We start from the raw sequence: 15927 nt of genomic DNA, 5'->3' as shown, positions 1-15927 counted from the left end.
GGTTATCTCACTAGTTCAAGATAACCCTGGTAGATATCACTACCGTCACCTTTGTCAAAAATATAGAAATAAGTTCCAGAAGGCAAGTCACCAGATCCTCCAACTCCTTTATTTGCTGTACCAGTAAATACATTTTTACCAGCTGCATCTATATCATAGATAGGGTCTTCATATCCTCTAGTCTCATATACTAACGTTCCAGATCGGTTATATATTTTAACCGAGTTATTTGGGAAATCTCCAGCACACGAAATTCTGAAGTATTCATTTTGTCCGTCTCCGTTTGCGGATATACCATTATAGATAGTTACATCAGATCTGACTTCGAAATCACTTTCAAATTCACAATCATTTTCGTCAACTATTTTCACATAGTACGAACCAGCCATTAATCCACTTAGACGTTCATCTCTACTGATTACATTCTCCGTATTTAAACTAGTGATATTTGTGGTGTCAGCAGTTTCCCACCAATAAAACTGATCAATGCTAGCACTTGTGGTATAGAAGAGATCAGCCTCACCACTTCCGACATATCCTGTAAATCCTGTCGCACCATTTTCAACGTCAAATTCTTTGAGATCAGGAGCACACTTGTGATCTACTACATCTACTTCGAATTCAGGAATCACTCTAGCATCAGCAACTTCAATGCTATCCGCTTCTGATTTACATCCAGAATTTACGTCAAAGGCATTGACATAATATTTGCCAACTGATAAACTATCCAAAACAGAACCATAATCAATGAAGTTTGTAGTACTGTTTGCGTCTGCCGATGATCTCCATTCAAAAATGTATCCAGAGACTTCATTATCTATAGTTGCTTTTACTTCTCCATTGTCGACTCTACAGTTGATCAGATCACTTACAAGTTCTACATCTGGAATAGGAACGATTGTTTTCTCATAATCAATTTGGATAGTGTCAGTGACAATACATCCAGTATATCTATCCATCATTTTAACGGTGTAGTAATACCTGTTTCCAGTATTAATATAAGTACCTCCAATTAAATTATGTTGAGTGAATCCAGTGCCAATAAATTCTTCAGAAGTAGAGCCAAAGTACCACTCATAGTTATATCTAGAAGGCTCATCAGGTACAGAAGAAACTGTAGCTTGTCCATCAGCTAAACTAGGATCACATTTCGTGTAAGGGAAGTCCTGTACTATGTCCATCATCATATCCATTGTATTAGTATCATCATCGATAGTAACAGTTACTGGATCAGACGAACACTCAGTGATTTCATCATATACTTGAATGGTATATTGTTTATTAGCTGCTACACCATCTTTCGTATTAGATGGTAACTCATTAGCCGCAATATAATCTGGAGGAGTTGTTCCTTCAGAGATATAATAAACAGGAGTTACTGGAATAGCCTTGCCTTCTTCATCAGTGTGAGCAATATTGATTACTATAATACCATTATCTCTATCACAGTACTCATCACCACTAGTGGATACAGAAATACCAATTACGTTGTCTTCACCATCTTCCATACCGTAAGCTTCGTTAGTGATACAGCCTGTGATATTATTGGTTACGCTTATATTGTACCAAGTGCCTCGATCAAGCATATCAGTAGCTGTCAAGCCAGTGTAAGTATCTGCATTAGGACCTCCAGTCCACTGGAAGTTATAGTTTACATTGGTATCATCGCTGTACGAACCGTCCTCCTCAAGAACATTTACAGTAAGTGAGCCGTTAGGAGTTCCTCCACAATCTGTTTGTAGATCAAAATCTGTCAACTCAAGAACAGGGAACTTAGTAGCGTCCGGTACTGTCAACTGAATAGGGTCGTATTTACAATCAGTCTCAGTATGAAGTATTTCAACAAAGTATTCACCTGAATTCAGTCCACTGATTACAGGGTTGTTTCCTTTATTAGTTCCTCCACTAGCTACGAATGTTCCTGTATGAAGTATATATTCATAATCTGCTAATGCATTAGGGTTTATTCCAGTGATTTCAATGATACCATTTGGACTTACACAGAAAGTGTTTTCTGTGATATCAATGTCACTATCAGGATCTACAGTCACATCTATTGGCTCTAGAGGAACTGTGTAAGAACCTGAAACTTCACACCTTGTATCATTATCAGTCACAGTAATAGAATATGTTCCTTGATCAAGATCAGTAATTTGTGCAGAAGTAGCTCCAGTGCTCCAGTCATATACCGGTGTGCCGGCATCTGTATTTGCTGTTAATTCTCCATTACCTCCAGTACAGTACTGATCAGGTTGATCTAGGATAAAGTTTAATTCAGGAGCAGTAGCATCATCCTCGATTTCGAAGTCAAATGGAATGCTTTCACATTCGGTAGCATCATTGGTCAATGTCACTTGATATAGACCAGGTTCAAGAGCACTTACTTGACCGTTTGCATCGTCAGTACCTCCATGAGCACTTCCATCAGGTTTGGAGAATGCCATAGTGAAACCAGTTATACCGGCTTGCGGTGTTCCATCAACACTAATATTAGACACTTCATATTCACCTGAGAAAGGAGCAGTACACATTTCATTTGGTACTGCTATACCACCGCCAGTGGCTATAGTGTAATCTTTTAGATCTTCCTCTAATTTAACTGTAGCATCAACAAAACATGTTCTGTTGTCTGAAGTTTCATCAATTACTCTAATAGTATAGTAGCCTGCGTTTACACCTGAAAGTTGACCGTTATAAACTGGGCTGGCACTCCCTGTAGTTCCTCCAATAATAGCTCCATTGGTCAATGGAGTGCCACTAGCTACATTATTTCCTGCATACCACTGATAGGAGAAGTTATTAACTTTAGGGCTTGTAATTTCCCATTCAATAACTCCATTACCTTCATCACCAAGTTTACAACTAGAATCTAAATCGATAATCGTCAGATCCACAGTAGGATTTACAGAATTATCTTCAATTTCAAATCTAATTTGATCTGTAGTACAGCCCGTAGTAGTGTTGGTAGCTTCTACTACATAAGATTGAGCTGTCAAACCACTAATTGTAGCAGATGTTTCCCCAACAATTTCAGTCAATGGGTTATTAGTATACCATGTGAAGGTGTAGTCAGCTACGTTTGCAGAAGTTACATCGGCGTTTGAAATTGTAATTTGTCCATTTGCTGCAGCACCACAGTCAACAACATGAATGATATTGTTTGCAATGTTTGTTGAATCAAGACTGTGAATTGCTGGAACACTAATTACTTCAAAAGTTGCTGTTGTAGAACAATCGAAGTTAAAATCAACTGCATTATTATCTCTAACTACTACTGTGTATTTACCTGGTGAAAGGTTTTCAATTCTTTCATCATTAACTCCACCTGATACTGTTGCAGTTCCAGAAGCACTTCCATCAGAAATATTATTACCAGCATCTACTTTGTCACCACGGTACCAAGTAAACTCATAATCGTTCACAATTCCTCCCGTAATCGAAACAGCTAGAATACCATCACCAGATTCACCTGTAGTATCACACCAAGTATTGTCTTGAGAATTTACTATGTCAACCTCTATATTTGGTTTCACAGTTACATCGTCTATCGTAACTGCTATTACTTCAGAAGTACAAGCAGTATTTCCTACTCTAGTATTGTCTTCAATATATGCGTAATAGGTACCTGCCTCAATTCCACTATAGAGTGGTGTTGTAGAAAGTGCTCCTCCAGACTTATCCGCATTAGCGTACCAAGTGATTCCTACATTTCCAGTTTGATCTGCACCATTAATAGTTACTGTAGAAATTTCCACATTACTATTTGATGGAGTACAGTTTTGTTGGTCAACACTTGAAATAACAGCGACAATATCAGTATCACCTGAACCAATAACGACTTCAAGTTGACTAGTAATATTACATCCAGCAGGAGCCCCAGTATCGGTTACTCTCACGAAGTAAGAAGCAGCAGCGACATTGAAGATTGTGTGGTTGTTTCCACCATTAGCAGAACTTAAAGTAGTAGTGTATGTGTCTTCAGTATACCATTGATAAGTGTAAGAGCCACTACCACCAGAAGCGGTAACTGTAGCACCACCTGTAGGAGTACCACCCGTACAAGCGAGATCCAGACTATTGACAGTAGCAAAAAGCTCAGGAGCTGTTCTATCGACATTATCCTCAATAGTGACTGGAATAGCTTCAGAGATACATGCAGTAGGGTTGGTTCTAGTATCGTCTGTAACGAACGCATAGTAAGTACCAGCATCTAGATCAGCAATATTAGCCCCATTACTAATGGCTCCAGTTTTATCGGCATTTTCATACCAGCTTATAGTCAATTCAGTAAGCGGAGTGATATTAGTGCCGTTAATAGAAACAGTAGTAAGTTCCACTTCACCATTTGGAGAACAATCAGTTTGATGCGTCACTCCAGTAGTGGCGACAATATCAGTATCACCTGAACCGATAACGACTTCAAGGTCACTAGTAATAGTACATCCAACAGGAGCCCCAGTATCGGTTACTCTCACGAAGTAATCAGCAGCAGCGACATTGAAAATTGTATGGTTATTACCGCCGTTAGCAGAACTTAAAGTAGTAGTATATGTGTCTTCAGTATACCATTGATAAGTATAAGGACCAACTCCTCCCGATGCGGTAACCGTAGCACCACCTGTAGGAGTCCCACCCGTACAAGCGAGATCCAGACTATTGACAGTAGCAACAAGCTCAGGAGCTGTTCTATCAATTTTGTCCTCCACTTCAGTAGATGTTACTCCAGAAGTACATCCACTTCCTTTTACCCTTACATAGTATGTGTCGTGAACAAGAGAAGAAAATACAGCTCCAGTTCCATCTATTGAAGTAAAGTTAATATCATCATCCCATTCAATAGTATATCCAGTAATTCCACTAGAAACACCATTGACAAGTACATCTGTTAGCTCAAGTTCACCATTTCCATCACATGTTTGGTTATCCTGATTTTTGGTAACTATCGCAGTCAATACTTGCTCGTTTGTCTGAATAGTGTAAGTTATTTCATTAGTACAATTAGAAGAAATTTCTTCCACTTCGACAGTATATGTACCTCCAGATATGCCGCTAATGGTTTCTGTATCTGCTCCACTTATCGTTCCAGCATTACTAATAAGGTTTGCAATATTTACTCCAGTACCAGTAAACCATCTATAGTTGTAATCAGAAGTTGGTTCATATCCTCCAACACCATCAGAGACGCTTACAGTAATGTTGCCATTTCCTTCAATACCTGATAAACAAGTGATGTCGTTAGCGCTTGAAGTTATTTCTAATGTAGGGTCCAAAGAGCTTCGGTCTATGATTACTTCTAGTAAGCTTGAGGTACATCCAGATAAAATATTCTCAGCTTCTATATAATAGGTATCTTCTTCGAGACCAGAGAATACTATTGAAGCTAAGGCTGTTGTTTGGTTATCAAGAATTTTATCTCCAACATTCGTTCCTCCTTTGTAAAGATCAAATCTATATTCATCGATATCCCCATCAGCGATATCAGCGTCAGCTATAGTAATACTACCGTCAGGAGTGTCACAATTTGTATTTGGAGATGGTGTACCGTTGCTGAGTGCTATAACCTGATAATCATTTATGATTTCGTAGGTGTTAAAAATGAAACATCCATTAGGAGCATCACCAGCTAAGCCTAATCTTTCAATTTTTACTGAATAAGTTCCTGCAGGTCTTCCTGTTAATGTGTTAACTGCAGGACTTGATATTACATCAATATTTTCAAAACCAGAAATAGGAGAGGAATCATCAGAACCGGTGTACCAAGTAAATCTAAAACCAGTACCTGGTTGATAAGTAGCATCTCCAGTGTCAGCCCCATCATTTCCAGCTTCTACGGTGATAGAACCATTATAAGGTCCACTAGCATTGCAATAAGTATTATCATTTATAATAGTTGCACTGGATAAAATAGGATCATAGCCATATTGAAGAACTGTTTCGGTAGCTGATGCAGTCCAACAGTCGTTACCGGATACTAAACCAGATTTCTCTTGAGCCACGGCGGTATAGGTTCCAGGAGGTAACAAAGTGAAATTAACTTCGGAACCAGAGGCTACAGATGCACCGTCAATTTTACTAAAGAAAACGCTTCTATCTGAAGGAACTCCGTCGCCGACAAATAAGAATATATCATAATTATTGATATCGTCTGCATCATCAATTATTGCATTGGTCGGAGTTGCTAAATCAACAATTGCTGTAGTGAAAGATGGCCCACCATTACTACCTGTCAGTATTTCACCTGCTACAAAAACTTCAGCTTGGTTAGAGAAGTTAAATACTAATGGACTAGCAGTTATAACTACAGCAGAATAACCACTTGCTCCACCAGTGACAGTTTCACCGATGTCAAACGAAGTTCCGTTCGTATAACTTCCTACATTCCATTCGTCGTTATAAACATCATTCTCAATTCCTACCTCTGCGCTACCATTAAAGTCATTACACTCTGTTGCAGGGAATACAGTAATGGCAGTTGTTACTTTTTGAGTTGCATAACCTAAATCATATGTGGCTTGATATCTACAACCATTAGCGTTTTCTACAACCACAGTGTAGATGTATGATGTCAAGTTTGAAATTGTATTTGTTGTAGCACTTGTATTAGAGATATTAAGAGCTACCGTTCCATTATTTGGAATACTTGTTCCGTCTACTAATTCATCCGTTTGATCATCCATGGCAGCATAGTCAACAGATCCTTCATACCATTCAAATGTGAATGGTCCATTTGCCCCAGATACTGTGGCTAAAAGACTACCTCCTTGATCAGCACAATCAGTAGGTGTTGTCAGTTCAGTAATAGAAATTGGGTTAGCAGTAGTCATATCTGGAACTACCACAGATTGAGCGGATGCTGCACATCCAGTAGTATTATCTGTAACTACTACGAGGTATTCACCTGCACTAATTTGACTCAATGTAGAGCCTCCTGCGCTTAATAGAGCATCATCGCCATAATATCTTTTACTACCATTGCTAATGAGACTATCTGTATCTTCAGTATTCCCAAAATACCAAACATATGTATATCCAGTATTTGAATATCCTACTCCAGTGCCAGATGTACTTGGAACAACAGAAATTGATCCATCCGCCGTTTTACAAAGCACTTTCATTTCTGTAGGAGTTGCAACAGCAGAAACTGTTGCAATAGTTTCACCAATGGTTATCATGTTCGTAGCTATACAGCCTGTTGAAGTATTGGTTACTTCGACTGTATATACTCCATTTAATAGCCCCGTTACATTGAAATCGTTTCCTGATACTTGAGTCGGAGTAATTTCATTTGCTGGAGCAGTAGTATTGCCTTCAAACCATTTGAAACTATATCCTGTCGTAGTTCCTAGACCATCAGCATCAGCAAGAAGCTGTCCAGTAGGCGTAGCTGGATTACATGATAATTGCTCCACCTGAATTGTAATAGATGGAGTATGCAGGGTAGGAGAATCATCAATATTAAAAGTGTAAACCTCAGATTCACATCCTTTTGAATCAGTTACAACCACTGTATAATCACCACTTATTAAGTTATCTGGAGCATTTGCAGTAGTCAAGTCTACGTGATTTGGAGCATCAAATCCATTAATGATTAATGAAAGGTCATCTCCATCATTAATAACTATACCACTAGTAGATGTTCCATAATACCATACATAACTATATGGAGATGTTCCACTAGCGACTGCAGTTGAAGCATCTATGGATCCATTAGGATAGTCTGTTCCTCCTTCACATACAGTATTATCTACCTCAGTTACAGAAGCCACATTAATAGTGGGAACATTTGTTAAATCCTCTTCAATAATGAATGTTTCTTCTATTGAGCAAGTATTGCTTAAATCAGTTATTAATACTGTATAGGTTCCTTTAGTCAGTCCGGAAATAACGGCTCGATCATTGAATGTTGGATCCGCTCCTGATCCAGAATCATCGATACTTACTGCGATAGGAGGATTGATTGTTAAAGCTACATCTGTGTTACTTCCTTCAAAGAAAGCAAAAGAGTATCCAGTACTAGATGAACCTGAAGATGTACTTGGATCAAAAGAGATACTTCCTGTAGGGGCATATGTTACAATATCACAAACAGTTTGATCTATCTTATTGAAAGCACCAGCTGATATTGTTGGCAGCGTTTCACCAATAGTAACGGTAGCATTTGCTTTACAACCAACCGCATCAGTTACTTCGACGGTATATTGTCCAGCAGCAAGACCAGTAGCATTAGCAGTGGTAGCTACTTGAGTTCCCCCGACAGCTCCACCTTCATACCAGATGTATGAGTACGGAGTAGATCCAGAAGAGATAGCAGTAGTAGCATCCACAGAACCGTTCGGATTAGCGACATCACAAGTAGTATTGTTGTTAGCTGCCGCATCAAGTGTAGTTTGATTTATTACAGGGCTAACAGTATTTTCAATGATAGTGAAAGATTCAAAAGTCGTACACTGGTTATCAAGATCAGTGATAAGCACAGTGTAAGTACCCACATTCAATCCAGAAATAACAACTCTATCATCATTGGTAGCAGAACCAACACCAGTAGCAGATACAGTAACAGCGATCGGCGCAGCAATAGTCAATTCATCGACATCCGCCGTACTAAGCCCATTGAAGAACTTGAAAGTATATCCAGCAGTAGAAGCACCAGTTGATGTACTAGCATCAATAGTAATTCCTCCTGTAGGATCTAGTGAAGTAAGATCACAAACAGTTTGGTCAGTTTTAGCAGAAGAAGTAGAAGCCACGACCGGTAATGTCTCACCAATAGTAACAGTAGCATTTGCTTTACAACCAACCGCATCAGTTACTTCGACGGTATATTGTCCAGCAGCAAGACCAGTAGCATTAGCATTGGTAGCTACTTGAGTTCCCCCGACAGCCCCACCTTCATACCAGATGTATGAGTACGGAGTAGATCCAGAAGAGATAGCAGTAGTAGCATCCACAGAACCGTTCGGATTAGCGACATCACAAGTAGTATTGTTGTTAGCTGCCGCATCAAGTGTAGTTTGATTTATTACAGGGCTAACAGTATTTTCAATGATAGTGAAAGATTCAAAAGTCGTACACTGATTATCTAGGTCAGTGATAAGCACAGTGTAAGTACCCACATTCAATCCAGAAATAACAGCTCTATCATCATTGGTAGCAGAACCAACACCAGTAGCAGATACAGTTACAGCGATCGGCGCAGCAATAGTCAATTCATCAACATCCGCAGTACTAAGCCCATTGAAGAACTTGAAAGCATATCCAGCAGTGGAAGCACCAGTTGATGTACTAGCATCAATAGTAATTCCTCCCGTAGGGTCTAGTGAAGTAAGATCACAAACAGTTTGATCAGTTTTAGCAGAAGAAGCAGAAGCCACGACTGGTAATGTCTCACCAATAGTAACAGTAGCATTTGCTTTACAACCAACCGCATCAGTTACTTCGACGGTATATTGTCCAGCAGCAAGACCAGTAGCATTAGCAGTGGTAGCTACTTGAGTCCCTCCGACAGCTCCACCTTCATACCAGATGTATGAGTACGGAGAAGAGCCAGAAGAGATAGCAGTAGTAGCATCCACAGAACCGTTCGGATTAGCGACATCACAAGTAGTATTGTTGTTAGCTGCCGCATCAAGTGTAGTTTGATTTATTACAGGGCTGACAGTGTTTTCAATGATAGTAAAATCTTGTGTAGCTAAACATTCTGTGTCTTCATCCTTAAATTGAACTCTATAGGTTCCAGTATTTAGTCCTGTAATTACGATTCGATCGTTACCAGAGCTTACTCCGGGAGAGCTAAGAGTAAAATTAACGATAGTAGATGCAGGGTCTATTTCATCAATGTCTGCAGTACTGTGACCATTAAAAAGTTTAAAAGAGAACCCAGCAGTTTGAGTGGCTGCATCAGAAGCAATGTCTAGTGTAATTCCTCCTGTAGGATCAAAAGAGGTTAGATCACAAACAGTTTGATCTACTTTGTTAGTAGGTGTAATAGTGTAGTTAGGGCTTACTTCACCTACATTGACAGTAATAAATGCAGAAGTACAAAGTGTAACTTTGTTTGTAGCTTCAACAGAATAATCTCCCGAAGCAAGTCCAGAAATACTATTAGAGGTTTCAGATAAAACAACACCAGTATTAGATGCGCCCTCATACCATGTATAGGTATAATCAGAAGTTGAAGTAAAGGCACCACCCGTTTCAATGTTGTTTAAGGTAATAGTACCATTTGATCCTCCACATGATGTTACGCCAGTCACAGTTACATCTCCAGCACCTTCATTTATTACGGGAAGAATAGGAGTTGAAGAAAGTGTGATAGAAGAAGTGTTGCTACATCCGCTAGCATTACTAGTCACCTTTAAACTATAAGTACCTTGTGTTAAACCAAAGATCTCACTATTATTCGTTCCTCTGAAACCTACATTAGAATTGTTGCCAGCGTCATCGCCTACGGCTAATGGAACAGCAGGTAATTCAGTATCAGTACCTACATACCATTCGAAAATATAATCGTCTACTTCAGCTAATGCGCCTACTGAAGCACCAAGTTCACCATTACCAATATTACAAGAAGTGTTGGATGCTAACTCAGATAGATTAATATCTACAGATTCTTTTTCAAATGGAATGACAACTGTCTCAATTGGAGAGATACAACCAGTAGTCTTTTCTTTGACAAAAACTTTATAAGTACCTGCTGCAACATCAGTTAAATTATTTGCTGTGCCATCAATATCAAAGTCTACAGCTATTTTGCCAGGTATAGGAGTGTCACTGGCGTCTAGCCATGTCCATAGAAAATCTTCATTTCCACCTCCGAAAACACTAATTGCAGCAAATCCATTAGGAGTGCCAGTACAGTTTGATTGGGGAGATGTAGTAGGAGAACCCAGAGATCTTGGATCAGAAATATCTAGAATTGTGAATTGAGTAGTGTTAGAACAAGAATTATCATTATTAGTTACTAACGCAGTATAGTCACCATCCGCTAGGTTAGCAAAAGTGTAATCTCCTGAATTACCTGAAACTGTTTCTATTGGAGTCCCAGTAGCTGTAGTTCCAGCGTATAATGCCACATCATATCCTGCAACAGGTTCACCTACGTTAGTATCAGTAGAGAACGTAATTCTTTGAGTACCATCACCATTTTCACAGAAGCTATCACTAGTCTTTGTTTGTCTTACGATGATAGGCGCCTCTTCAGCAGTTTGTATGACTAATACTAAATCATCTGTAGGACAACCTGTAACGTTATTAACAATAGAAAGCGTATATGTCCCTGCGTCTAGACCATTGAAAGTACCAGTTGTGTTTTCACCAACTAATGTGCCAGTTGTATTATTACCAGAATATAATTGGTAATAATAAGGAGCTACTTCAAAAACAATGTTATCAAGGAAGTTTCCTATAGTACTACTACCAGCAGCACTTATAGCTTCGAAAGAGAATCTTGTTGCTGTTTGTCCATCAGGAATAGTATATGTACCGGAATATTCAGCCCAATCAGAATTTCCTGTAGATTCTTCTGTGATGACTATAGGGCTCGAAGCAGAAGGCTCATCAATTCTTAATGCTATTCTATCAGTACCAGCTCTTCCTCTATGAGAGAATGACCAAACCATTCGTACCTCAGGCTTTGTGGTAATATCGAAATAGAACGCACCAAAACCATCTGAATTAATTTCAGCAAATTGATTTCCTTCTACAGCTGGAACTCCACCATTACCAGAAGCCCAGTATTCGAGATTTCCTGAAGGATTTGTGGTCGACCAACCTAGTGCGAGAGACTGATCCAAATAGGTCCATCCAGGACATCCTGTACAACCTGGGACGGTTGTAATTACAGGGACTTCAAAACTACCATTTACAATAGTTTCAAATTCGCTTGTGTTTACTGAAGCTAATGGCAATCCAGAAGCATCAATAGACCCTTGACCTGCTGCTACTCCATCACAAGTAGTAACATTAGTTATAACTATGTTATCAAGAGGTGATGCAGGTAGGCTTGGGTATGATAAATTATCCGTTATTGTAAAGAATTTCCTTGATGTACAATTAGTAGTGTTTTCTGTCGCGACTACAGTATAATCCCCTCCAGTAAGTAATAAAGCAGTTTCTCCACTGGTACCGCTAGTGGTGCTTATGAGATTAGTTGATAGAGTATTGAATCCATTGTAAAATGAAAAACTATAATCATTAATACTTGCTCCTGCTATTTCGGCTGTAGCACTGCCACTACCAACATCATTACAAGATTGATTATTTACGATATCAACATTGATTTCTGGTGCACCTGAATTATCTAAAACTTCGACAACTAATGGATCAGATAAACAACCTGTGTTTTTATGTTCTAAACGAACAGTATAAAAACCAGCTTCTAAATTTTTGTAAGTTTCTCCAGAATCACCAGCCCCAGCGTTGCCAGAAGCAAACCAATCTGGAGTTGGCTTCACTTCAGTTCCATGATACCAGTTAAAGAAATATTTACTATTAGCTTCATCTCCTTCAACTTGAATACTTCCAGAATTTGGATCAGTACAGTCGGTAATGTGTACTACGTTTACGAGTGAGGCAACAGGTACACTAATTGCTGTGGTTACATTGCCAACTTTGAATTTTTCACAACCAGACGTTTCACTAATGGCAGCTACATTATATTCACCTTGAGCAAGGTTTTCGACTTCAGGTCCTACAGCAATGGAGCTTACTTGAGTAGATCCCAGATACCAAGTGAAATCATATCCTGTTTGGGTTCGTACACCATTTTTAACGACGAAGGCATGTAACTCACCATTAGGAGACGAACAATCGGTTAGCTGATTAATTACATCGATTTCAATTTCAAAATCTTCTTCTACTTCTTCAATAATAATTTCTTCTATTTCGGAAATACACGAATTGTCTTGAGAAGAAGCAACAACTTGATACGTGCCAGCAGGTAAGTCCGCAAATCTATTTCCTTTTCTTAAAGTATCGTTGAAGTTATTGTTTTGGAACCAGTTGAAGTCAAATCCAGCAGTGATCTCTCCGCTAATCTTATTTGTTATTTTAGTAACTACTATATCATCAGCGTAATAGAACTCTCTATTATCATTGTTGTTGGCTTTTATAATTATTACTAAACTACTCCCAGTTATGCCAGTTGCAGATGCGGTTGTCGAACCAAAATCAAACTTTTCAGACGCCCATCTTTGCTCTGGATCGCTGTCTACCCTGTAATAAGCTTCTATTTTCTCATCACCATTGTCATTATACCTAGCTGATGATCTTAAAGATATTGAAAGTTGAATTTCTTCAGCTGTTGAGATATCAATAACTTCACTCTCCCAAACTGCTACACCATCCACATCGTTAAACCATAATTCGTTATTGGCTCCCGTAAATGAAACTTCAAGATTATCTGCTTTGGAAGGAGCAGTAGTGAATGACCAAGCTGTAACTCCAGTATCTTCTTCAGTTCCATCAGCTAAGTCTTCAAAGTTTTCAGACCATATTACTTCACTCGTGGCTGAAATAGTTCCTAAAAAATAAGCATTAGCATCACCGTTAGCAGGAAAAGTATTTTCACACCTTTCATCATCACTGTTGATATCTACAACAATTTCGAATGGATCAGCTGTTACATTGGTAAAATCAATATTTTCAGAAAATAAACATTCTGGAAGCTGTCTGTTTATACTCTCTTCAGATGAAATTGGAGGAGTAATTCCACCAGCATCATTAAGGGATACATAAAGATCATAATCTCCTCCTTCACCTATTACTTCACAAACTATTGATAAGGATTCACCAACATCAAAATTAGTAAGTGTCGTTACGACTGTATTTAAAGGTTGAGATCCAGATTCGAATGGTGAACCATTGTAAAATGTTATTGGTAATAAACCTGTTAGATTCATATCTCCAACATTCTGAATATTCACAGTAACATTGAAGCTACCTTCTGGGCATTGTGCATTTCCAACATCTGTTATAGAAACAAGTTCTAGGTTAGGGGAGGCAAATGAAAGACATCCATCTTGGTCTAAGAATGGTGCTTGGTTAAGGAATGCATTTAAAGGTGTTACTCCTTCATCGTTACAGCCATTATATTCTGCTGTGATATTTTGTTGAATTTTGGGTATACTCAAGTCATCATTGATGTTGACATTGAAATAGGCGTGCTGATTCCATACTGTCCTCGATGGTTGCCATACTTCTCCACCACCAGCTTCAAAAACTCTGATATGACCATATTTACCATTACTATAAGGTGAAAATGGAGTGTTATTGTCAAAAGAACATGAAACACAAATTTCTGTAGCACCGTCTCCATCGACATCCGCTACGACTGGATAATCATCATACGTTCTTGATGTACAGGCGATAGTGTTGAGGGAGTTGCCAGTTTTTCCATCAATTATATGAACATATCTCTCACCACGATATACAATTTCAGCTGCTTTATCTCCATTGAAATCAAATACTGTACAGCCTGTAAAACCTGAAGAGCCTTCTTGGATATCCTTATAGCCTTTACCTCCATTCCATCCAGATATTAATTGTAAATTATTACCACTTACATTTTTATAATCATCAATTGCATAAAGTCTTTGTTTAGAAACGAATGTACATTCTAATAAACCATCTCCATCAATGTCAGCAATATTGATTCGTCCGGCTCCATGTACATGGTTTTCAGGTGTATTAAATACTTTGTATTCATTATTGGCAATATCCCAGAAAAATATAGAGGTAGTAAATGTTCCAAAAACATATTGTCCTCCAGCAAAAATCGCATCTATGTTTCCGTCTTCGTTATAATCAGCTATAGAAGAAAAATTAAAATTTCTTCCCCAAGAACTATATCTAATTCCATATTGACCATCTGCAGGTAATATATCATTTATTCTTCTTACCACAGAGGCAGTTCCAGCTGCTATATCAACAGAATATACTTCACCTCCAGCTAGAATTTCTAAATCTGAATCACCTAAAAGATCTATAGCTATGGTTCCAAATGGAACTTCTGTCTTAAAACTTCCAACTCCATCAACTAATACATCACCGTTTTCAGCATTGATTATTTGATTACCGTGTAATAGCTCTACCACTCCATCGCCATTGAAGTCAGCTAGAGAAATATCATTAATTTGATTAACTGATGAGTAAGATTCTGACCAAAGTTCTTCTATTTTATTGTCATCAGCATTATAGATAAACCGTTCAATTATTCTTCCGCTAAAAGATTTTACAAAAATTGAAACTGCGGATTCATCAAGAGCGTTTCCATCCTTATCCTTATTTACATATCCAATCGCCACGGATTTATAAGGTTCGTAGTCTTTTAGATCATATTCTCCTTTCGTATTACCAGTAGCACCATCAAGAACAAATAATTTTCTTTCGTGTCTGTTGGTAGTAACTACTTCAGGTATACCATCACCATCTAAATCTCCAACCGCTGGAGTGATGGAATTGAAAGCTGTGTAGTTGTCAGAGGCCCATTGCAACTGTATAGAGAAAGCAGATGCATCCGGTTCTTCTCCACAAATCACTGGGTTACCAATGTAAAAACCTGAGCAGGCATCATTACCAGAACAGTCTGGGTCGTAACAGTCAATCAATCCGTCTCCATCATCGTCAACACCATTGTCACAGATTTCTTGTGCTATGGATAGGTAGGATGAAAGTAGAAACGAAATAAAAAGTAAAATCCTTCTATAGCTTTTCATAGGGCGATGTATAATGCGAGTTATAGTTTTAGCGGCAGAGAACTAGTTTGTAACCTTAAAATGCGTTAAAAAATTGACTCTTTAAGACAGTTTAATGGTTAAAGTAGTCTTCCACCAAAGCAATTATAAATAATAAGGATTTTTTGAATATCAGATATGATAAAAACAAGTGCGAAATTCGATGAATTTATGAGAATTGCCTATGAATTAGGTA

At 38.4% G+C, this 15927-nt stretch carries 1 protein-coding gene; it reads right to left on the bottom strand.

Features of this window, described 5'->3' with window-relative positions; all coding sequences use genetic code 11:
- Nucleotides 1-2: 2 nt before the first annotated feature.
- A complete protein-coding gene (locus DKG80_RS07080; protein WP_109830617.1) occupies nt 3-15713 on the bottom strand; it encodes a gliding motility-associated C-terminal domain-containing protein in 15711 nt (5236 codons plus the stop codon).
- Nucleotides 15714-15927 lie beyond the last annotated feature (214 nt).

Source organism: Reichenbachiella versicolor, assembly GCF_003171675.1.
In the GTDB taxonomy this organism is placed as follows: Bacteria; Bacteroidota; Bacteroidia; order Cytophagales; family Cyclobacteriaceae; genus Reichenbachiella; species Reichenbachiella versicolor.
This window is presented reverse-complemented; position numbering and strand designations above follow the sequence as displayed.

What these genes read in the sequence shown, in the direction of transcription:
- DKG80_RS07080 (WP_109830617.1), bottom strand. Translation starts at nt 15,713, where the DNA reads ATGAAAAGCTATAGAAGGATTTTACTTTTTATTTCGTTTCTACTTTCA.